21 protein-coding genes and 3 pseudogenes are annotated in these 20,833 nt (G+C 70.8%); 14 read left to right on the top strand and 10 right to left on the bottom strand.

The window, feature by feature from the left end:
* The first annotated feature begins 6 nt into the window (after positions 1 to 6).
* The 6 genes and pseudogenes from FIV44_RS11090 to FIV44_RS11065 all read left to right on the top strand — a co-directional run.
* Positions 7 to 825 carry an NADH-quinone oxidoreductase subunit J gene (locus FIV44_RS11090; RefSeq protein WP_246087016.1) on the top strand — a complete coding sequence of 273 codons (819 nt, stop codon included), beginning with the start codon at positions 7 to 9 and terminating at the stop codon, positions 823 to 825.
* Positions 822 to 1,115, top strand: coding sequence for an NADH-quinone oxidoreductase subunit NuoK (gene nuoK / locus FIV44_RS11085; protein ID WP_028657193.1), 294 nt, complete (start codon positions 822 to 824; stop codon positions 1,113 to 1,115). Before FIV44_RS11090 ends, nuoK begins: the two co-directional genes overlap by 4 nt.
* An 11-nt stretch (positions 1,116 to 1,126) precedes the next feature.
* Positions 1,127 to 3,094 carry an NADH-quinone oxidoreductase subunit L gene (gene nuoL, locus FIV44_RS11080; protein WP_141004485.1) on the top strand — a complete coding sequence of 656 codons (1,968 nt, stop codon included), beginning with the start codon at positions 1,127 to 1,129 and terminating at the stop codon, positions 3,092 to 3,094.
* Positions 3,094 to 4,623: an NADH-quinone oxidoreductase subunit M gene (locus FIV44_RS11075; RefSeq protein ID WP_141004484.1), complete on the top strand. Its 1,530-nt coding sequence runs from the start codon at positions 3,094 to 3,096 to the stop codon at positions 4,621 to 4,623. The genes nuoL and FIV44_RS11075 overlap by 1 nt, the downstream gene beginning before the upstream one ends.
* A complete protein-coding gene (gene nuoN / locus FIV44_RS11070; protein ID WP_141004483.1) occupies positions 4,623 to 6,224 on the top strand; it encodes an NADH-quinone oxidoreductase subunit NuoN in 1,602 nt (533 codons plus the stop codon). Before FIV44_RS11075 ends, nuoN begins: the two co-directional genes overlap by 1 nt.
* Before the next feature lie 63 nt (positions 6,225 to 6,287).
* Positions 6,288 to 6,800, top strand: a pseudogene (locus FIV44_RS11065) (ribulose-phosphate 3-epimerase); the annotation flags it as partial.
* Between the two features lie 216 nt (positions 6,801 to 7,016).
* Here FIV44_RS11065 and FIV44_RS32075 read toward each other — a convergent pair.
* The 10 genes and pseudogenes from FIV44_RS32075 to FIV44_RS11025 form a co-directional block, all read right to left on the bottom strand.
* Complete coding sequence (locus tag FIV44_RS32075; RefSeq protein ID WP_141004482.1) at positions 7,017 to 7,892, bottom strand: phosphoribulokinase; 876 nt, start codon at positions 7,890 to 7,892, stop codon at positions 7,017 to 7,019.
* Positions 7,893 to 7,902: 10 nt separating this feature from the next.
* Positions 7,903 to 8,379, bottom strand: a complete 477-nt coding sequence (locus FIV44_RS32070; RefSeq protein ID WP_246087015.1) for a hypothetical protein — start codon at positions 8,377 to 8,379, stop codon at positions 7,903 to 7,905.
* A gap of 21 nt (positions 8,380 to 8,400) precedes the next feature.
* A pseudogene (locus FIV44_RS34010) lies at positions 8,401 to 8,532 on the bottom strand (hypothetical protein); the annotation flags it as partial.
* Between the two features lie 41 nt (positions 8,533 to 8,573).
* Positions 8,574 to 8,975: pseudogene (locus FIV44_RS34005) on the bottom strand (hypothetical protein); the annotation flags it as partial.
* Between the two features lie 114 nt (positions 8,976 to 9,089).
* Entirely contained in the window at positions 9,090 to 9,683 is a 594-nt protein-coding gene (locus tag FIV44_RS11050; protein ID WP_141004481.1) for a hypothetical protein, read from the bottom strand.
* A gap of 122 nt (positions 9,684 to 9,805) precedes the next feature.
* The gene (locus FIV44_RS11045) at positions 9,806 to 10,732 is read right to left on the bottom strand and encodes a class I fructose-bisphosphate aldolase (protein WP_141004480.1); all 927 of its coding nucleotides are present in this window, start codon (positions 10,730 to 10,732) and stop codon (positions 9,806 to 9,808) included.
* A gap of 86 nt (positions 10,733 to 10,818) precedes the next feature.
* Positions 10,819 to 11,646 (bottom strand): hypothetical protein, encoded by an 828-nt coding sequence (locus FIV44_RS11040; RefSeq protein WP_141004479.1) that lies wholly within the window; start codon positions 11,644 to 11,646, stop codon positions 10,819 to 10,821.
* Between the two features lie 4 nt (positions 11,647 to 11,650).
* Positions 11,651 to 12,499 carry a hydrogenase nickel incorporation protein HypB gene (hypB, locus tag FIV44_RS11035; protein WP_141004478.1) on the bottom strand — a complete coding sequence of 283 codons (849 nt, stop codon included), beginning with the start codon at positions 12,497 to 12,499 and terminating at the stop codon, positions 11,651 to 11,653.
* A 33-nt stretch (positions 12,500 to 12,532) separates the two neighbouring features.
* Positions 12,533 to 12,883, bottom strand: coding sequence for a hydrogenase maturation nickel metallochaperone HypA/HybF (locus tag FIV44_RS11030; RefSeq protein WP_141004477.1), 351 nt, complete (start codon positions 12,881 to 12,883; stop codon positions 12,533 to 12,535).
* Position 12,884: 1 nt separating this feature from the next.
* Complete coding sequence (locus tag FIV44_RS11025) at positions 12,885 to 13,940, bottom strand: AraC family transcriptional regulator (RefSeq protein WP_141004476.1); 1,056 nt, start codon at positions 13,938 to 13,940, stop codon at positions 12,885 to 12,887.
* Between the two features lie 209 nt (positions 13,941 to 14,149).
* Between FIV44_RS11025 and FIV44_RS11020 the strand changes: the two genes are divergently transcribed.
* The 8 genes from FIV44_RS11020 to FIV44_RS10990 all read left to right on the top strand — a co-directional run bounded on the left by FIV44_RS11020 (position 14,150) and on the right by FIV44_RS10990 (position 20,832).
* Positions 14,150 to 14,704: a DUF1641 domain-containing protein gene (locus FIV44_RS11020; protein ID WP_181411107.1), complete on the top strand. Its 555-nt coding sequence runs from the start codon at positions 14,150 to 14,152 to the stop codon at positions 14,702 to 14,704.
* A gap of 41 nt (positions 14,705 to 14,745) precedes the next feature.
* Positions 14,746 to 15,705 carry an NADH-quinone oxidoreductase subunit B family protein gene (locus tag FIV44_RS11015; RefSeq protein ID WP_141004474.1) on the top strand — a complete coding sequence of 320 codons (960 nt, stop codon included), beginning with the start codon at positions 14,746 to 14,748 and terminating at the stop codon, positions 15,703 to 15,705.
* 81 nt (positions 15,706 to 15,786) lie between these two features.
* On the top strand, positions 15,787 to 17,394 hold the full coding sequence (locus tag FIV44_RS11010) for a nickel-dependent hydrogenase large subunit (protein WP_141004473.1): 1,608 nt from the start codon (positions 15,787 to 15,789) through the stop codon (positions 17,392 to 17,394).
* 99 nt (positions 17,395 to 17,493) lie between these two features.
* Complete coding sequence (locus tag FIV44_RS11005) at positions 17,494 to 18,051, top strand: hydrogenase maturation protease (RefSeq protein ID WP_219996500.1); 558 nt, start codon at positions 17,494 to 17,496, stop codon at positions 18,049 to 18,051.
* A complete protein-coding gene (locus FIV44_RS31280) occupies positions 17,988 to 18,221 on the top strand; it encodes a hypothetical protein (protein WP_219996395.1) in 234 nt (77 codons plus the stop codon). The genes FIV44_RS11005 and FIV44_RS31280 overlap by 64 nt, the downstream gene beginning before the upstream one ends.
* A 40-nt stretch (positions 18,222 to 18,261) precedes the next feature.
* Positions 18,262 to 18,522, top strand: coding sequence for a hypothetical protein (locus FIV44_RS11000; protein WP_181411106.1), 261 nt, complete (start codon positions 18,262 to 18,264; stop codon positions 18,520 to 18,522).
* A 526-nt stretch (positions 18,523 to 19,048) separates the two neighbouring features.
* Positions 19,049 to 19,933 (top strand): hypothetical protein, encoded by an 885-nt coding sequence (locus FIV44_RS31275; protein WP_141004472.1) that lies wholly within the window; start codon positions 19,049 to 19,051, stop codon positions 19,931 to 19,933.
* Positions 19,930 to 20,832 (top strand): NifU family protein, encoded by a 903-nt coding sequence (locus FIV44_RS10990; protein WP_141004471.1) that lies wholly within the window; start codon positions 19,930 to 19,932, stop codon positions 20,830 to 20,832. Before FIV44_RS31275 ends, FIV44_RS10990 begins: the two co-directional genes overlap by 4 nt.
* Position 20,833 lies beyond the last annotated feature (1 nt).

Genomic DNA, 20,833 nt, shown 5'->3' with positions numbered 1-20,833 from the left:
CCGATCATGGTGCTCGCCGCGCTCGGCATCCTCTTCGTGCGCAAGGCCGTCCACGCCGCGCTGCTGCTGGCCGTGGTGATGATCAGCCTCGCCATCCTGTACGCCGTCCTCGAGGCGCCGTTCCTGTTCGCGGTGCAGATCATCGTCTACACCGGCGCGATCCTGATGCTGTTCCTGTTCGTGCTGATGCTGGTCGGCGTCGACGCCTCCGACTCGCTGGTCGAGACCATCAAGGGCCAGCAGGTGCTCGCGTGGCTGGTCGGCCTGGCCTTCGTCGTGGTCATGGTCGTCGGCCTGACCCAGCTGACCTTCGGCACGGCGGTGGGGCTCGACGAGGCCAACGCGGGCGGCAACGTCCAGGCCCTGGCCGACCTGCTGTTCTCGCGCTACGTCTTCATCTTCGAGGCCACCAGCGCCCTGCTGATCACCGCCGCGGTCGGCGCGATGGTGCTCGCCCACCGCGAGCGGCTGACCCCGAAGCGCACCCAGCCGGTGCTCGCGGCCGAGCGGCTCCGCGCGTACGCCGAGACCGGCGCCCACCTCGGCCCGCTGCCGTCGCCCGGCGTGTACGCCCGCCACAACGCGGTCGACACCCCGGCCCTGCTGCCCGACGGCAGCCCCGCCCCCGCGTCGGTCTCGCGGGTGCTCGCGGCCCGCGGCACCATGCAGGCGACCGGCCTGACGGACATCGAGGCGATCAAGGACCAGCTCGGCGTGGACCCGACCGAGAAGCCGGATGCGAAGCAGGCGGGGAGCGAAGCGACCGACGCCAATACCGCAGGAAAGTCAGCGGCCACCGGCTCGAGTGAGGAGAACGAGGCGTGACCGAGTACGTGGTGCTCAGCGCCATCCTGTTCACGATCGGCTCGATCGGGGTGCTCACCCGCCGCAACGCGATCGTGGTGTTCATGTGCGTCGAGCTGATGCTCAACGCCTGCAACCTGGCGTTCGTCGCCTTCGCCCACCAGCACGGCAACCTCGACGGCCAGGTCGCCGCCTTCTTCGTGATGGTGGTGGCCGCGGCCGAGGTGGTGGTCGGGCTCGCGATCATCATGACCATCTTCCGGACCCGTCGCTCGGCCTCGGTCGACGACGCGAGCCTGCTGAAGTTCTGAGAGGCCCCGCGATGAACGCACTCTCCACGCTTGCCCTCGAGGCCGGCGAGCACATCCCGGTGGTCGCGCCGACCGACGCCGACGGCCCGTTCGCCCTGCTCTGGCTGATCATCGCGCTGCCGCTGCTGGGCGCCGCGGTGCTGCTGCTCGGCGGCCGCCACACCGACAAGTGGGGCCACCTCCTCGGTACGGCGACCGCCGCGGCGTCGTTCGTGATCAGCCTCGTGCTCTTCCTGGCCCTGCTCGGCCGCGACGAGGGCGAGCGCCAGGTGAAACAGCACTTGTATGACTGGATCACCACAGGAGGCGAGGCCGGCAGCCTGCACATCGGCCTCGACCTGCTCTACGACCCGCTGGCCGCGCTCTTCCTGCTGCTGATCACCGGCGTCGGCTCGCTGATCCACGTCTACTCGATCGGCTACATGGCCCACGACCCGCGCCGGCGCAGGTTCTTCGCCTACCTGAACCTGTTCGTCGCGGCGATGCTGATGCTGATCCTCTCGGAGAACTACGTCGGCCTGTTCCTGGGCTGGGAGGGCGTCGGCCTCGCGTCGTACCTCCTCATCGGCTTCTGGCAGCACAGGCCCTCGGCCGCGGCCGCGGCGAAGAAGGCGTTCGTCATCAACCGGGTCGGTGACGTCGGCATGGGCCTGGCGATCTTCCTGATGGTCGCCACCTTCGGCACGACCAGCTTCAGCGGCGTCAGCGCGCTGGCCGGCGGCGCCAGCGAGAGCACGCTCAACTGGATCGGCGTACTGCTGCTCGTCGGCGCCTGCGGCAAGTCCGCCCAGGTCCCGCTCCAGGCCTGGCTGCTGGACGCGATGGAGGGCCCGACCCCGGTGTCGGCGCTGATCCACGCGGCGACCATGGTGACCGCGGGCGTCTACCTCATCACCCGCTCCAACTTCGTCTTCGAGCTCGCCCCGACCGCCCAGACCGCGGTCGTCATCGTCGCGACCGTGACCCTGCTGTGGGGCGCGATCATCGGCTGCGCCAAGGACGACATCAAGAAGGGCCTGGCCGGCTCCACGATGAGCCAGATCGGCTACATGATGCTCGGCGCCGGCCTCGGCGTGGCGGGCTACGCCTTCGCGATCTTCCACCTGCTGACCCACGGCTTCTTCAAGGCCAACATGTTCCTCGGCGCCGGCTCGGTCATGCACGCCATGGACGACGACGTGAACATGCGCCACTACGGCGCACTCCGCAAGATGCTCCCGGTCACCTTCCTGACCTTCGCGATGGGCTATCTCGCGATCATCGGCTTCCCCGGCTTCTCCGGCTTCTGGTCCAAGGACAAGATCATCGAGACCGCGCTGGTCGAGAACCCGGTCGTCGGCGTGTGCGCCCTGCTGGGCGCCGGCATCACCGGCTTCTACATGACCCGGATGATGCTGATGACCTTCTTCACCGAGAAGCGGTGGGGCTCTACTGAATCCGGGGGAGACGTCCATCCGCACGAGAGCCCGAAGGTGATGACGATCCCGCTGATCGTCCTCGCCGCGCTGTCCGTCCTCGGCGGCCTGATGCTCGCCGGCAACTGGATCGTCGACTGGCTCAGCCCCGTCGTCGGCCACGCCGAGCACCACGACCCGCCGGTGCCGGTCATCGTCCTCACCCTGCTCACGGTCGCCGTGGTCGCCGTCGGCGTGGCGCTGGCCTGGTTCCTGGTCGGCAGGCGGGAGGTCCCGCGGGTCGCGCCCACGGAGGTCTCGATCGCCACCCGGGCCGCCCGCGCCGACCTCTACGGCGACGCGATCAACGAGGGGCTGGTCGTCACCCCGGGCAGGGCCACGGTCCGCGGCCTGGTCGGCGCGGACCGCGGCATCGTCGACGGCCTCTTCATGGGAGGCACGACGATCCTCGCCGGCACCGGTGAACTGCTGCGGCGGCTCCAGAACGGCTACGTCCGCTCGTACGCCCTCGGCATCCTCGGCGGCGCGCTGCTCCTCGTCCTGACCCTGGTGGTGGTGAACTGATGTTGAGTCTTCTCATCTGGCTGCCCCTCGCCGGTGCGGTCGCGGTCGCGCTGCTGCCGCGCACGGTCAGCAAGACCGCCGGCCTGGGCATCGCGCTGGCGACCCTGGTCGTGGGCGTCGTCGTCGCGGCGTCGTACGAGCTCGACGGTGGGCGCCAGCTCACCGAGGAGCGCGAGTGGATCGAGGCGTTCGGGGTCCACTATGCCCTGGGCGTCGACGGCCTCGGCCTGCTGCTGGTGCTGCTGACCGTGCTGCTCGTCCCGCTCGTGCTGGGCGCCGAGTGGTTCAAGGCCGACGCCGCGGGCTCGGCCGGCGCGCGCTCCTTCGTGGCCTGGACGCTCGCCCTCGAGGGACTCTCGCTCGCGGTGTTCTGCGCGACCGACGTCTTCCTGTTCTACGTCGTGTTCGAGGCGACCCTGATCCCGGCGTACTTCCTGGTCGGCGGCTTCGGCCGCGACGGCCGGAGCGCCGCGGCGCTGAAGTTCCTGATGTTCCAGCTCGCGGGCGGCCTGATCCTGCTGGCCGCCGTCATCGGGCTGTACGTCGTGTCCGCCCAGCAGGGCGAGCCGTCGTACCTCCTCTCCGACCTCGAGCGGCTCGACATCGGCACCGAGGCCGGCCGCTGGCTGTTCTTCGGCTTCTTCATCGCCTTCGCGATCAAGGCACCGCTGTTCCCGCTGCACACGTGGCTGGCCGACACGACCGAGAAGGCGACCCCCGGCACCGGCGTGCTGCTCGTCTGCATCCTCGACAAGATCGGCACCTTCGGGATGATGCGGTTCTGCCTCGGCATCTTCCCCGAGGCCTCGCAGTGGGCGACGCCGCTCGTCATCACCCTCGCCCTGATCTCGGTCGTGTACGGCGCGCTCGTGGCGATCGGGCAGGACGACATCTTCCGGCTCATCGGTCTCACCTCGCTGAGCCACTTCGGCCTGATCACCCTCGGCGTGTTCACCATGAGCAGCCAGGGCGGCACCGGCGCGATCCTCTACATGGTCAACCACGGCCTCGGCACCGCCGCGCTGTTCCTGGTGGCCGGCTACCTCTACGACCGCAGCGGCACCTCCTCGATCCGCGAGATGCGGGGTGTCGAGAAGGTCGCCCCGGTCCTCGCCGGCCTGTTGCTCGTCGCCGGCCTGGCCACGCTGGGCCTGCCCGGCCTGTCGCCGTTCATCAGCGAGTTCCTGGTGTTCGTCGCGGCCTTCGACCACGCCTGGTACGTCGGCGCGATCGCGGTCACCGCGGTCGTCCTCTCGGCGATCTACGTGCTGTGGATGTACCAGCGCACGATGACCGGGCCCACGCCCCCCGAGGCGGAGACCACGAAGGACCTCGGCGTCCGCGAGATCGCCGCCGTCGCACCGCTGATGGTCGCGCTGGTGTTCTTCGGGTTCTATCCCGCGCCCCTGCTCGACGTCAGCAACCCGATGGTGGGTGACCTGATGCAGCACATGGGGATCCAGGACGACGCCCCGACGGTCGTCCACGCCGACACCGATGCCGAGCACGAGGGAGAGGCGGCCCACTGATGGAGTTCGTGAAGCCCGAGCTCGAGTACGCCGAGCTGCTGCCGCTCATCATCGTCCTCGGTGGTGCCTGCGTCGGCGTCGCGCTGGAGGCCTTCCTGCCGCGCGGCACCCGCCGGCTGCCGCAGGTCGGCCTGGCCCTGGTCACCGTCGTCGCCGCCCTGGTCGCGACCGTCGTCGTCGGCATCGGCCTCGACGACCACACCGGTGCGGCCGGCGGCGAGGGCCGCGGCCTGGTCGGCGCCATGGGCAGCATCGTGGTCGACGGCCCGACCGTCTACCTGTGGGGCCTGCTCCTCGTCTTCGCGCTCGGCGGCGTCGCGCTCTTCGCCGAGCAGCGCCTCGAGGGCGGCGTCTCGGCGTTCACCGGCCAGGCGGCCGCGCTGCCCGGCAGCGAGAACGAGCGGGAGGCCTCGACCCGCGGCCTGGAGCACACCGAGGTCTACCCCCTGCTGCTCTTCGCGGTGGCCGGCATGCTGCTCTTCCCGGCGTCCGGCGACCTGCTCACCATGTTCGTCGCGCTGGAGATCCTCTCGCTGCCGCTCTACCTGCTCTGCGGCCTGGCGCGCCGGCGCCGCCTGCTGAGCCAGGAGGCGGCGATGAAGTACTTCCTCCTCGGCGCCTTCGCCTCCGGCTTCTTCCTGTACGGCGCCGCGCTGGTCTACGGCTACGCGGGCACCGTCAACTTCGCCGGCATCAACGAGGCGGTCCGCGCGGGCTCGGCCAACCACGGTCTGCTGCTGGCCGGCATCGGCCTGCTCGCCGTCGGCCTGCTGTTCAAGATCGGCGCCGCGCCCTTCCAGGCGTGGACCCCCGACGTCTACCAGGGCGCGCCCACCGCGGTGACCGCGTTCATGTCCGCCGGGACCAAGGTCGCCGCCTTCGGCGCCCTGCTCCGCCTGCTGTACGTCGCGTTCGGCGGCGAGCGCTGGAGCTGGCAGCCGATGCTGTGGGTGATCGCGATCGCGTCGATGGTGCTCGGCGCCGTGCTGTCGGTGGTACAGACCGACGTCAAGCGGATGCTCGCCTACTCCTCGATCGCGCACACCGGGTTCATCCTCGTCGGCGTCCTCGGCGTGCAGAGCGCCGGCGAGCTCGCGGACGGCCAGTACACCTCTCTGGAGGGCGTGCTGTTCTACCTGACGACCTACGGCTTCGCCACCCTGGCGGCGTTCGCCCTCGTGACCCTGGTGCGGGATGCGGGCGGGGAGTCGACGGGCTATGACCACTGGGCGGGCCTAGGACGCCGCTCGCCGCTGACCGCGGGCGCGTTCGCCGTCCTGCTGCTCTCCATGGCCGGCATCCCCCTCACCGCTGGCTTCGTCGGCAAATGGGCGGTGTTCACGTCGGCCATGTCGGCGGGGGCGTGGCCGGTCGTGTTCGTCGCCATCGCGAGCAGCGTGGTCGGTGCGTGGGTCTACGTGCGGCATATCCGACTGATGTTCTTCACCGACGGAGACGGTCGGAGCGTCGGCACCGTCACCCGGCCATCGGTCCTCACGACCGGCACCATCGCGGTCGGCGTCGTGCTCACCGTGGCCCTCGGTGTGGTGCCGGGGCCGGTGCTGGACCTGGTCACGACCGCGGGCGACTTCATCCGCTAGCGGGGGATCTCACCCCTGGTGCCACCCGCACGGATCGTGCTCGCCACTGCCCCGACCGGTGGGATGGAGGCCTCCGACAGAGAGGCACTCCCGATGACCCAGCACGCGCGTTCTCCGCTGATCGTCCCGTCCGTCCTGCCCGCTGACCTGGGCCGCCTCGGGGCGGAGGTCGCCGACCTCGCCGAGGCGGGGGTCGACCGGATCCAATGGGACGTGATGGACGGCGTCTTCGTGCCCAACCTGACCTTCGGACCGGATGTGGTCGCCGCGGCTCGAAGGTCGACGGTCGTGCCGTTCGAGGCGCACCTGATGGTCGTGGAGCCGGACCGCCTTCTCCACCGGTACGTCGAGGCGGGGTGCGATCTGGTGATCGTCCACGCCGAGGCCTGCCCCCATCTGCACCGCACCCTGGCCGGGATCCGCCGGCTCGGCGCCCGCAGCGGCGTCGCGCTCAATCCCCACACCCCGCCTGAGGTCGTCGCCCACGTGCTCGAGGAGACTGACCTGGTGCTCGCGATGACGGTGAACCCCGGCTTCGGTGGACAGGCCTATCTCCCTGCGGTCGAGTCGAAGGTCGCCCGTCTGCGCCGGATGATCGACGAGTCCGGTCTCGCCATCGAGCTCGAGGTCGATGGGGTATCACCGACACCACGATCGTCGGTGCCGCCGAGGCCGGCGCCGACGTCTTCATCTCCGGCTCCTGGCTCTTCGATCACCCGGACGGCAAGGCCGCCGGAGTGGACCTGCTGCGCCGTCGCGCCACCGGCGCCGCCACCGCGTCAGCCTGATGGGCTACCGGGTCTGGTCCCGCCGCTCGAGCAGTCGCCAGAGCATCGGGGTGAAGATCAGCTGCATCGCCAGGTCCATCTTCCCGCCCGGGCACACGATCGTGTTGGGCCGCGACATGAACGAGTCGTGGAGCATCGAGAGGAGGTAGGGGAAGTCGATGCCGCGCGGATCCTGGAACCGGATCACCAGCATCGACTCGTCCTGGCTCGGGATGGTGCGTGCGATGAAGGGGTTGGACGTGTCGACCACCGGCACCCGTTGGAAGTTGACGTGCGTGCGGGAGAACTGTGGGCAGACGTAGGTCACGTAGTCGTGCATCCGGCGCAGGATGGTCTGGGTGATCGCCTCGGTCGAGTAGCCGCGCTTGGCCTTGTCGCGGTGGAGCTTCTGGATCCACTCGAGGTTGATCACGGGCACGACGCCGATGAGCAGGTCGACGTGTCGGGCGACATCGACGTCCTCGGTCGCCACGGCGCCGTGCAGGCCTTCGTAGAAGAGCAGGTCCGTGCCCTCGAGCAGGTCCTCCCAGGGAGTGAAGGTGCCCGGCGGCTGTCCGTACGGCGCGGCCTCGGCCTCGTCGTGGAGGTACCTGCGCAGCCGTCCCGTGCCGGTCGCCCCATACTGCTCGAAGAGCCTCTCGAGCTCGGCGAGCAGGTTGGCCTCGGGACCGAAGTGGCTGAACGTGTGGTCCTGCCCCTCGACAGCCTTGCGCATCCGCTCCGCCATCTCCGCGCGGTCGAACCGGTGGAAGCTGTCGCCCTCCACGAAGGCCGCGTCGACGCTCTCGCGCCGGAAGATCTGTTCGAAGGTCCGCATGACGGAGGTGGTGCCGGCCCCGGAGGACCCGGTGATGGCGACGATGGGGTGCTGTGCCGACATGGCTCCTCCCTCAGGTCGCCGCACGATAGAGGCCGCGCAGCCCGTAGAGCGGATACGACGCGTCGTCGGCGTCGCCGGGCTCGTGGTGGTAGCGGACGATCCGCTCGACCTCCTCGCGGCAGCCGAAGATGAACCCGACCCGCTGGTGAAGGTCGGTCGGCTGGACGTCCAGGACGGGCATCCGTCCGGTGGTGGCCAGGCCTCCTGCCTGTTCCACCAGGAAGGCGATCGGGTTGGCCTCGTAGAGCAGGCGCAACCGCCCGCGCATGTCCGGGGTCTTGGTGTCCCTCGGATACAGGAACACCCCACCACGGGTGAGGATGCGGTGTGCCTCGGCCACCAGCGAGGCGACCCAGCGCATGTTGAAGTCCTTGCGCCGCGGTCCCGCCACGCCGGCCAGGCACTCGTCGATGTAGCGGCCCACCGGCCGCTCCCAGAACCGTCGGTTGGAGCTGTTGACGGCGAACTCCGAGGTCGAGGTGGGCACCGTGATGTCCGGGTGGGTCCAGAAGAACTCACCGAGCTCGGGATCGAGGGTGAAGCCGTGCACGCCACGGCCGACCGAGAGGACGAGCAACGTCGAGGGGCCGTAGATGGCGTAGCCGGCCGCGACCTGCTGCACGCCGGGCTGCAGGAAGTCCGCAGCGGAGGGATCCGCCCCGGGGTCGGTGCGCGCAGGATCGAGAAGATGCTGCCGACGGACACGTTGACGTCGATGTTCGAGGACCCGTCGAGCGGGTCGAACGCCAGCAGGTACTTCCCTCGTGGGAAGGCGGCGGGTAGGACGTACGGCTCGGCGAGCTCCTCCGAGACCATCCCCGCCACCTGGCCGCCCCACTCGGTGGCACGGAGAACGATGTCGTTGGCGAGGAGATCCAGCTTCTGCTGCTGCTCGCCCTGGACGTTCTCCGCGCCGGCCTTGCCCAGGATGTCGCTCAGCGCCCCGGAGGCGATCCGACCCGAGATCGCCTTGCAGGCCAGCGCGACGTCGAGGATCAGGGCGTTGAGCTCGCCGCTGGATCCGGGATGGCGGCGCCGCTCCTCGATGAGGAAGCGGGCCAGGGTCGTACGGTCCGTGATCATCCGCCTCGCCTTTCGTGCAGGTGTGGTCCGGCAGAGCACACCAGCGGTGGGCGACGGGCACATCCAGCGCAGGGGTGACCGTGCGGGTGACCGGTCAGGGGGCGGTACGGCGGCTCAACCGGCCTCGCGCGGGGTCAGCGGCTGGGTGATCCGTCCTTCGAACTCGTCCCACACCCGGTCGGCGCGGCTCCACACGCTCCGCACCACCTTGCCGGCGACGCCGCGGTGGGGTAGGTGGGGGTGCGGCCGGGTGGGAGAGCGCAGCGCCGTCGCCGCGAGCAGGTCTCCGAGCCGCTGCATCTCGGTCTGCGGGAGGCTTGCGGACAGGCGGGTGGCCAGGTCGCGCTCCAGCACGGCGACCGCGTCCAGGTCGTCGTGCACCATCCCCCAGACCTGGTCCCATGCGCGCCCGATGTTCTGCGCCTGTCCGTACTGCTTCGCCTTGGCGATGACCAGCGCCCGCTCCAGCCGCTTCGCCGCGCGGAGGAACTCCCGCGAGACGTCCCTGCTGTCCGGCAGGTGCCGGCGTACGGCCGGGAGGACGATGTCGGTCACCGCGGAGAGGTGCTGGGTGGTCGCGACCAGGAAGTCGTCGGTGCACGCCCGGCGGTCGCCCGGACGGTGCGCCTGCGGCCGCGAGACCGCCTGCGCGAGGCGCTCGTGCAGCGTGCTCAGGTGGTCCTCGATCATGCTGGCCAGGGACGTCATCGGGGCTCCTCGGGACGAGTGGGTCGTGCTCCGAGGGTGCGCCGTGCTTTCACAAGCACACAAGGCTGGAATCTCCCTCGCCTCCCCGGCCCACCCCTGGGGGTGAGACGCCTCGCCCGATGTCAGTGGGAGGCCAGCGCCGGGACGAGGGCGCGGTGCGCCGCCTCGCACGCGGCACCGAACCGCTGCCGGGCCCGAGCCGGACCGCCGTCGCGCCAGCCGTCGAGGGCGGGCTCGAGGAGCGCCCGTCCGAGCGCGAAGCCGAGCGCCCGGGTCACGCCGCGCTCCAGCGCGAGACGGCTCACGGTGGCGAGCTGCCCACACACGTCCGGCAGGTCGTGCCCCGCGGAGAGGAACCAGACCGCCGGGACCTCGGTCGGCACGGCCTCGTCGAGCGCGTCGAGCGTGTGCTCGGCCACGACGTCGGCCGAGGCATCCTGGCCCGACCGCGGGCCCGGCGCGACGAGCGGGAGCCGTACGACGAGCCGCGCCGGGTCGCAGCGCAGGTCGGCCGCGGCGTCGAAGACCGCCCGGAGTGCGTTCACCATGACCGCCCGCGTCACCCCGATCCGGCTGCCGGGGAGCCCGGGCAGCGCGACCGTGACGACAGGGACGAGTCCGGCCTCCTGTGCCAGCGCCGCGGTACCGGTGACGGCCCGGGCATCGACATGGGGTTCTCCGCGGGCGAACTGCCCCGGACGTCGGTTCGCGCGCAACTCGACGAAGGTGGCGCCCAGTCGGCGTGCGGCGGCGACGGCGCTGCCCACGGCAACAGGTCCCACGCCGAGGTCCACCCCGACGCCCACCGCAGGTAGTTCGCCGTCCGGTGGCGCGACGAGTGGTCGTCGCAGCGTGAGATGTGCCGGCGACAGCAACACCGCGCCGAGCGACGGGCGAGCCGCAGGGGAGAGCGCGAAATCGACGAGGTCCCGCATCGCGTCGGCACGGATCTCACGATCGCGGAGCGCGACATCGGCGTAGTCGTCGACGACGAGAACGCCGAACCCGGGCCGGGTGAGGTGGTCGATGGCGAGGTCGAGGCGTGCCATGCGAGCCGACGCTAGGCGTCCGCGACCGTCACGTCCTCACCCCGGGGGAGGGGTGCGGGGGTGGTCCACCCCCACGGGGTTCCCCGTCAGAGGTGGACCAGCAGCGGGTCGAAGTCGGTCCGGCACCGCACCGACGCGTCGCTCGCGGCGACCACCAGGGCGGCGTCGTCACCGCGGCCGTGGAGGTCGATGGCACCGCTGTCGGGGCCGTCGCGGTGGGCGTTGAGGAAGTCGTAGAGCATCCAGTCCAGCGCGCACGCCGCCGCCATCCGGTCGGCGTTCGGCAGATCGGCCGCGGCGATCGTGCTGCGCAGGGCGGCGCGGTGCTCCTCGACCGCCGCCTCCTTGTTCACCCCGGAGCTGTCGTGGAGCAGCATGGAGAGGGTCGCGGGCAGGCGCCGGCCGTCGGTGGTGCGGACCACCCAGCGGGCGCCGGTCCAGGGCCGCTCGGGGTCGGCGACCACCAGGTCGCCGAAGCCTCCGACGATCCCGATCGACGGGTCGTCGAGCTCGCCGTCGAGCGGGGCAGGCCCCAGGAGCCCGATCGGCTGGCGGGCGAGGACGCTCACCAGCGTCGCCGTGCCGATGATCTGGCCGGCCCGGACGTCGGGCTCCGTCCCGGTCCGCGCCGCCGCGACGGCGTACTCGTGGCAGAGGCGGTCCAGCGCCCGGTGGAGCTCGCGGAGGTCGCGCTGCTCGTCGCCGGACGGCCGTCGACCGCCACCGAGCACGTCGCTGAGCCGGCCGGTCGCGATGATGAGGGCGTCGTCCAGCGCCTCCAAGTGCGTGGGCAGCAGCCGCTCGGGCTCCTCGTCGATCGCGACCAGGTCGGGCAGCGCGATCGGTTCGCCACTGCTCGTGGCCCAGTGGAAGCCGGCCTGGCCCTCGTCCTGGACGATGCGCGGTCGAGCCATCCGCTCAGCCCTCGCCGCCCGGGTGCCCGCCGCCCGGGTGCCCGCTGCCCGGGTGCCCGCCGCCCGGGTGCCCGCCGCCCGGGAGCCCGGCGCCCGGGAGCCCGGCGCGCGCGGCCGCGAGCCACTGTGTCCAGCGCTCGAGGCCCTCACCGGATCGGGCGCTCAGCTCGATCACCTCGGCGTCGGGGTTGACGCCGGCCAGGTGGGACCGGAAGAGGTCGAGGTCGAAGTCCAGGTGCGGCAGCAGGTCGAGCTTGTTCACCACCACGACGTCGACCGACCGGAACATGACGGGGTACTTCAGCGGCTTCTCCTCACCCTCGGTGATGGCGTAGACCATCGCCGAACGGTGCGCGCCGACATCGAACTCGGCCGGGCACACCAAGTTGCCGACGTTCTCGACGAAGAGGACGTCGAGCCCGGACAGATCCAGTCGCCCCAGCGCGTCGGCCACCATCGGGGCGTCGAGGTGGCACTCGCCGCCGAAGCCGTCGGCGGTGTTGAGCAGGGACACCCGGGCGCCGGCGGCCTCGAGTCGGTCGGCGTCGATGCTGGTCTCGATGTCGCCCTCGATGATGCCGACCCGCTCGGGTGCAGGCAGCGCCGCCAGGGTCCGCTCCAGCAGCGTGGTCTTCCCGGCCCCCGGCGAGGACATCAGGTTGATGGTGACGACGCCGGCCTCGTCGAGCAGGCTCCGGTTCTCCGCCGCCCGCCGGTCGTTCTCGTCGAAGATCCGCTCCAGGACCACGACGCGGTCGGGCCCCGTCTCGTAGCCGGAGTGGTCGCCGACGTCCTCGTGACCGTGGCCATGGCCGTGCCCGTGCTCGTCGTCGTGGCGGTGGAAGCGGCCCATCGGGTTCTCCTCAGGTGGCTGGATGACGGGACGTCAGGAGGCGGCGCGGTCGTCGAGGTCGAGCGTGGTGATCAGGAACTCCTCGCCGCGGACCAGGTCCATCGCGGCGCTCCCGCAGCTGCCGCAGGCCAGGACCAGGACCTGCTCGATCTCGGTCTCCTCCCCGCAGTCGCGGCAGACCCCGGCGACCGGGACCGACTCGATCCGCAGGGACGAGCCGGCGAGCGGCCCGTCCTCGGTCACCAGTCCCCAGCAGTAGGCAAGGGTGCCCGGGACCACCTGCCGCAGCTGGCCGACCTTGAGGTTCACGGCGTTGACGCGCTGGTCGCCGGCCGCACGCTCGACCACCTGGAGGATCGAGCGGCACAGGGAGAGCTCGTGCATGTCAGCGCCGCAGGGTCTGGGACGGGGACTCGCCGAAGCGCTTGCGGTAGGCCGCCGAGAAGTTGCCGAGGTGGTTGAACCCCCAGCGCTCGGCGACCTCGGTGACCGTGATCCCGTCGCTGGGCAGCGCGTCGGCGAGCTGGTTGCGGGCCCGCTCCAGGCGGCGGTCGCGGACGTAGTTCATCGGCGTCGTGCGCAGGTCGTCCGCGAACGCCTGCTGGATCGCCCGGGCGCTGCGGCTGGTGTGCCGGGCGATGTCGCGCAGGGTGATCGGGTCGGCGAGGTGCTCCTCGATGTAGGCGACCGCCGCCCGGACCGCGGCCCGGCCGCCGGTCTGCGAGACGTCGGCCAGGCTGGAGTGCACGTTCGACTGTTGCACCCAGAGCAGCGAGGAGATGATCAGCTCCTCGATCGGGCCGGCGCCGATGCCCTGCTGCACCAGCGAGTTCGGCGTCATCACCTCGCTGGAGAGCAGCTGGAGCGAGCCGTGCCAGCGGACCGCCGGGTCGGTGGTCATGTTCATCTCCGGCTCGAACAGGACCTGCTTGTCCAGGCTGCGCCCCAGCATCCGCGAGAGCTGGCGCTCGAGGGCCTGCACCTCGATCCGGATGATCAGCAGCGGTGTGTCGTAGGCGAGGCTGAGGAACAGGCGGGTGTGGGGGTTGACCACGAGGCCCTGGTAGGTCAGCCCGGTCGCCGCGGTGCCGTTGTAGCGGGCCTCCGCGGTGCCGCTGGTGGGCATCAGCACGGTGTAGTGGTTGCCCGTCTCGGCGAACTCCAGGCGGGCCGGGTGCTGATAGTCCAGGTAGGCCATCGTGACGTCGCGCAGGCGCACCGCGTGCATCGACGCCTGGAACGGCGCGTCGCCGCTGGTCACCGACAGGCGGTGCTGGCCCAGGAGATAGCCGACCATCTGCTCGGCCGTGGCCGCCTCGTCGGTGCAGAAGACCTCGGCCCCGGCCAGTGCGGTCGGTACGCCGCGGGACCGGATCCGCCGACGTACCGGTCCGGTCGTCTTCGAGGTGTTGATGAAGCCGAGCTTGGCCAGGCGAGCCACCTCCCCACCTCCTTCTCGACCGTCCGGGAGCCTCGGTTGTCGACGGCTGCTCGTGCCCACCATGGCCCCCGTTCGCATCAGCGGCAACTTTTCTGCGCGAAATGGATAGCGTCTTCGCCCAAGCGATAGCCGACCCACCGAGCGCGCTCCTATGGTCGTTGCGACGAAGGTCACACCGATTCTGGAGGCGTCGCATGACAGGAGACCTCGTGGTCCAGCCACAGACCTCGATCGGCATGCTCAGAGAGCGGCTCGACGACCCCCAGGTCGCCGCGGCGCTGAACAACCTGCTCGACCACGCAGACCTCCTCGCGATCCTCCTCGTTGGACTCGACGGGTTCGTCGGGAGGACGGAGACCATCGGCGAGGCGATCGCGGAGGGGTTGGCCGACATCCGCGGCGTCGCCGCGAGCAACCCGGCGCTGGAGTCGGTCGACCCGGGAGAGATCCTCGCCAGCGTGATCGCGCTCTCGACCGCAATGCCGAAGCTCACCCCCGCGGTCACCCGGGTGGTGGACGCAGGCCTGATCGACGACGTGCTCGACTCGGGGATCGTCTCGACCGAGATGGTCGATCAGATCGCGCGCATCGGACGCGGACTGACCGCCGGCGCCGAGCGCGCCGAGAAGGAGCCGGTCGAGGTCAAGGGCCTGTTGTCGCTGATGAAGCTGCTCAAGGACCCCGACATCCAGAGGGCGATCGCCTACATGGCCGCCGTCGCGAAGTCGATCGGCATCGAACTCGACTCCCAGCCCCGTGGCTGACCGCTCCCCTCGAAGGCCGGTCTCAACAGAAAGGAAGGGCCATGTCCTCAGTGCTGTGGCTGCAAGGCGGCGCCTGCTCCGGAAACACCATGTCGTTCCTCAACGCCGAGGAGCCGAACGTCGTCGACCTGATCGTCGACTTCGGCCTCGAGCTGCTCTGGCACCCCTCGCTCGGGCTGGAGCTCGGTGACAACGCGCAGAAGATCTTCGCCGACTGCGCCAGCGGCGCGCGTCCTCTCGACATCTTCGTGTTCGAGGGCACCGTCATCGAGAAGGACGGCTACGACCGCTTCGCCGACCGCGAGATGAAGGAGTGGGTGACCGACCTGGCGAACGCCGCCTCCATCGTGGTCGCGATCGGCGACTGCGCCACCTGGGGCGGGATCCCCGCGATGGAACCCAACCCGTCGCAGTCGACCGGCCTGCAGTTCCACAAGCGCAAGAAGGGCGGCTTCCTCGGCGCCGACTGGGTGTCGAAGGCCGGGCTGCCGGTCATCAACATCCCCGGCTGTCCCGCCCACCCGGACTGGATCACCCAGATCATCGTCGCGCTCGCGACAGGCCGAACCGCCGACATCGCCCTCGACGACCTGCACCGTCCGCAGACCTTCTTCAAGACCTTCACCCAGACGGGCTGCACCCGGGTGCAGTTCTTCGACTACAAGCAGTCGACGATGTCCTTCGGCGAGGGGACCCGGACCGGCTGCCTCTTCTACGAGCTCGGCTGCCGCGGCCCGATGACCCACAGTCCCTGCAACCGGATCCTGTGGAACCGCCAGTCCTCGAAGACTCGGGCCGGCATGCCGTGCCTGGGCTGCACCGAGCCCGAGTTCCCGTTCTTCGACCTGGCGAAGGGCACCGTGTTCAAGACGCAGAAGGTCTCCGGGGTGATCCCCAAGGAGGTTCCCGAGGGCGCCGACCACCTCACTTACATGGCGCAGGCGTCGGCGGCCCGGCTCGCCGCGCCCCAGTGGTCGAAGGAAGACATGTTCGTGGTGTGACCTCGCGGTCCTCCCACCCGATCCACACCACCGCCATCGGCCGGCACGACCAGGCCGGCCCAACGAGAAGGGCCCACCCACATGACCAGCACCGATCTCTTCGTCAGCCCGCTGGGGCGGGTCGAGGGAGACCTCGACGTCCGCGTGACCATCGAGGACGGCGTCGTCACCTCCGCCTGGACCGAGGCGGCGATGTTCCGCGGCTTCGAGATCATCCTCAGGGGCAAGGACCCGCAGGCGGGGCTCATCGTCACGCCTCGCATCTGCGGGATCTGCGGAGGATCGCACCTGTACAAGGCCTGCTACGCCCTGGACACGGCGTGGAAGACCCACGTCCCGCAGAACGCCACCCTGGTCCGCAACATCGCGCAGGCCTGCGAGACGCTCCAGTCCATCCCGCGGTACTTCTACGCGCTGTTCGCCATCGACCTGGTCAACAAGAACTACGCCAAGTCGCCGCTGTACGACGAGGCGGTCCGCCGGTTCGCGCCGTACGTGGGGACGTCGTACCAGAAGGGCGTGGTGCTCTCCAACAAGCCGGTCGAGGTCTACGCGATGTTCGGCGGTCAGTGGCCGCACAGCTCCTTCATGGTGCCGGGTGGCGTGATGAGCGCGCCCAGCCTGGTCGACGTCACCCGGGCCACGGCGATCCTCAACCACTGGAAGGACAACTGGCTGGAGGCGGAATGGCTGGGCTGCTCCGTCGACCGGTGGCTGGAGATCAAGACCTGGGAGGACATGCTCGCCTGGGTCGAGGAGAACGAGGCGCAGTACAACTCCGACTGCGGCTTCTTCATCCGCTACTGCCTCGACGTCGGCCTCGACAAGTACGGCGGCGGTGTCGGCAACTACATCGCCTCCGGGACCTACTTCCAGCCGGAGCTGTACGAGAACCCGACCGTGGACGGCCGGAACGACGCGCTGATCGGCCGGTCGGGCGTCTACGCCGACGGGAAGCACTTCGAGTACGACCACCTCCGCGTCGCGGAGGACGTCACGCACTCCTACTTCAAGGGTGACCGCCCGCTGCACCCCTGGGAGGGCGAGACCGTCCCGCTCGACCCGGCCTCGGCGCGCCAGGCGGGCAAGTACTCCTGGGCGAAGTCGCCGCGGTATGAGGTCCCCGGGCTCGGCCGGGTGCCGCTCGAGGCGGGGCCGCTGGCCCGACGGATCGCCGCCGGCAACCCGGACCGGCTCGAGCACCAGGACTACGACCCGCTGTTCATGGACATCCTGGGCAAGATCGGGCCGTCGGTCTTCACCCGCCAGATGGCCCGCATGCACGAGGGGCCGAAGTACTTCAAGTGGGTCATGGACTGGCTGTCGCAGATCGACCTGCACGGCTCCTTCTACACCAAGCCCGAGGAGCCCGTGTCGGGCAAGGGCTACGGTGGCACCGAGGCAGCCCGTGGCTTCCTCTCGGACTGGATCGTGATCGAGGACGGCAAGATCGAGAACTATCAGGTGATCACGCCCACTGCCTGGAACATCGGGCCGCGGGATGCCGAGGAGCAGCTCGGACCGATCGAGAAGGCGCTGGTGGGCGCCCCGATCGTGGACATGGAGGACCCGGTCGAGCTCGGCCACGTCGCGCGCAGCTTCGACTCCTGCCTGGTGTGCACCGTCCACGCGTACGACGGCAAGACCGGCCGCGAGCTCAACAAGTTCGTCGTCAACGGCATGCTCTGAGGCTGGGATCGACACCACGATGACCGACACCGCTCCGCTCCCGCACGAGCTCCTCGACGACGGCTTCGCGCCGCCGGCCTGTGACGTGCTGGTGCTCGGCTGCGGCAACATCCTGCGCGGGACGACGCGCTGGGACCCCGGCTGGTCCGGCTGCTGTGGCAGGAGGGCGTCCCGCAGGGCGTCCGCCTGGCCGACGGGGGCACTGCCGGGATGGACGTCGCGTTCCAGATGCGGGGCGCGGCGCGGGTCGTCATCGTCGACGCGGCCGCGACCGGGGCCGCGCCGGGGACCGTCTACCGGGTCCCGGGTGAGGAGCTGGCGGACCTGCCACCGGCGTCGGGGATCCACACCCACTCGTTCCGATGGGACCACGCGCTCGCGTTCGCCCGCTGGCTGCTCGGACCGCACTGCCCGAGTGATGTGACGGTCTTCCTCGTCGAGGTCGCCGACGTGACGCACGGGGCCGACCTCAGCGCGCCGGCGCAGGCCGGGCTCGAGACCGTGGCTGCGATGGTCCGCGCGGAGTTCTTCCCGCGGTCGAGGAGACCGTCGAGATCTCCGAGGAGGGCTACCTGCACCTCGACGCGGCCCTGGTGGAGCGCTACTTCCCGGCCGGCGTCGTCGGCGCGCTGGTCGAGCAGGACGCCGTCCTGCTGATCCCGATCCGCAGTGCCGCCAACGGCGGGCACCTGCTCAAGCACCGCAACCCGCAGGGGGACCGTTCGCTGTTGATGCGGGAGTTCCTCGATGGGGATCCCGTTCCGGGCGTGGTTGGCGTTGACTGGGATGTAGCACGGGGTGCGCTGAGGGTGCCGTTGACCGGTTGACCACCTGACTCCGGCCCCGCCGACCCAGGAGGGATGCGCGGTGGCCGACGACGAGAACGAGCGAAAGGAGTGGCGCACGCGACCCCCGACGGGACAGCACCGGGCCTACGAGGTCGACACGGTCGTCGTACCCGACCACGGTCAGTGGGCGGTGGAGGTGATCGTCGTCTTCGAGGACGAGGTGGTCCGCCGGCGCATCGACACCTATCGCACCGAGCGACTGGCACGGATCAGTGCCGACCTCATCAAGCGCACGGCCAGCCGGGAGCTCCCAGGCGGACCGCCGCGCGGGATGAGCTGAGGGCCGTGAGCACGGCCGAAGGAAGCATCACCACACATGGAAGGGCGAGTTCCATGGAGACCCGCACCCCCGTCGTCCAGCGACCCCAGGCGTTGGGAGCGTTCCCGCTCCCGGCCGGCTACCTCCTGGTCGAGGGTGGCTCCCCGGAGGTGACCGCAGCGCTCGAGGCACTCGCGGCCGGCCGGCGCCCGGACCCGTGGCCGGCCGAGCTGCAGGGACACCGGTGCGCACACCGGGGCGACGTCGCCGCCGCGCTCGCGGCGTTCGACCAGGACTCGCCCGTCGCGGCGTACAACCGGTTCGTGCTCGCGCCGGACGGCGTCGACCTCGGCCCGCTGCGCGCGGGCCTGCCGGCTGATGTCGCCCCGATGGTCGACGTCGTGGCGTACGCCGTAGGGCTCTCCGACACCGCGCCGCAGGTGGGCGCGGCCGAGGGGAGGTCCGGGCGCTGGTCCTCGCCGCGCGGGCCAGCGAGCTGCTCGACGCGGATGAGCCCGCTGCCGCGGCCGGAGCACTCCACGAGGCGGTGGCGGCGGCCGAGGCGGTCAGCGCACCGCTCGCCGGGGTGCTCCTCGGGCACGTGGCGGCGCTGGTGGCCGACCACGACCTGGTCGGCCCCGAGGGGACCGACCCGGCCAGCACGCTGCGCCGCGCCCTCGAGCTGCTCGCGGACAGCGACCTGGCCGTCGCCCGCGCCGAGCTGCACCTGCAGCTGGGGCTGGTCCTGCACCAGGGCGCGGAGACCGGCCGGCCCGTCCACGACGCCGTCGACCAGTACCACGCCGCGCTGCGCCTGGTCTCGCGTACGTCCTCCCCGCTCACCTGGGCGACCGCGAACCTGAACCTCGCCACGGCGTACCTGACGATGCCGATGGTCGAGGCCTCCGACCAGCTGCGGGCCGGCATCGCGATGCAGTCGCTGCGCGCGGCGCTGGAGGTGCTCACGAAGGAGGAGCACCCCGCGCAGTGGTCGACGGCGCAGCTGAACCTCGCCAACGCGCTGGTCTACACCCCGTCGACGCACCAGGGCGACAACCTGGTCGAGGCCGTCGAGCGCTACGAGGAGGTGCTCGCCGTGCGCGAGCGGGCCGCGGACCCGCTCGGCCGGGCGCGGGTGCTGGCCAACCAGGGCAACGCGCTGGCCCACCTGGGGGTGTTCGACCACGCCAAGGCCAAGCTGTTCGAGGCCCGCTTCCTGTTCGAGGAGCACCTCGACCACGACTCGGCGATGGCGGTGCGCGGCGTCCTGGACGAGATCGCCAAGCAGACCGTCCCCGACGGGGCGCCCCGCGCCGGCGGACTGCCCGGCTCCGGGGACGTCGCTGCCATTCGCGCCGATCGCGCCGCGGTGATGCCGCCGGCGCGCCCGCCGACGCGGGTGGTCCGCCTCGACCAGGGAGGTGAGGCATGACCGCCGTGGTCGACTCACAAGCCAAGTTGCCGGAGGACCGGGAGATCGAGGAGCTCGCCCGAGCGCTCGACGACGCCGTGGCCGCCGGACGGGAGCTCGACGAGCCCGGCGCGCAGCGGGTCGTCGCCGCGCTCCACCGGGCGCTCGACGACGCGCATCGGGCCGCCCTGGTGCGGATGGTGCGCCGGCTGCGCGAGGACGAGCGCGGCAAGGAACTGCTGTTCGAGCTGGTCGACGACCCGGCCGTGCGGATGGTGCTGCTGATGCACGGGATCATCCGGCCGGACCCGATGACCCTGGCCCGTCAGGCGCTGGACGAGGTGAGTCCCCAGCTGCAGTCCCACGGCGGGGACGTGGAGCTCTCCCACATCGAGGACGGTGTCGCCTACGTGCGCCTGTCCGGCGCCTGCAACGGCTGCTCCATGTCCGCGGTCACCATGCGCAACGGCGTCGAGGAGGCGCTGCGCGAGAAGGTGCCGGGCATCGCCGGGGTGGAGGTGCTGCCCAACGAGCCCGGTCCCGCGCTGATCCCACTCAGCGACGTGGGCCTGCGCCGCGCGGAGCCCGAGAAGGGCTGGATCCGCTCGCTCCCGATCGTCGGGTTCGAGCTGGACCGGATCACCGCCGTCGAGCTCCGGCCCGACGGCGGGCCCGAGGTGTCGGCGATCGTGGTCAACCTCGGCGGCCAGCTGTCGGCGTACGTCAACCAGTGCGCCCACCTGGCGATGCCGCTGGACGGCGCCGAGCTGGACACCTCCGACGGCAGCCTGACCTGCGAGTGGCACGGCTACTGCTTCGACGCGCTGTCGGGGGAGTGCCGCACCCTCCCCGGCACGCAGCTGGAGCAACTGCCGCTGCGGGTCGAGGACGGCGACGTCTGGATCAGGGCAGGGGAGTAGG

The sequence above is a fragment of the Nocardioides humi genome (assembly GCF_006494775.1).
In the GTDB taxonomy this organism is placed as follows: Bacteria; Actinomycetota; Actinomycetes; order Propionibacteriales; family Nocardioidaceae; genus Nocardioides; species Nocardioides humi.
Note: the sequence above shows the minus strand (reverse complement) of the source record. Positions and strands in the feature narration are given on the sequence as shown.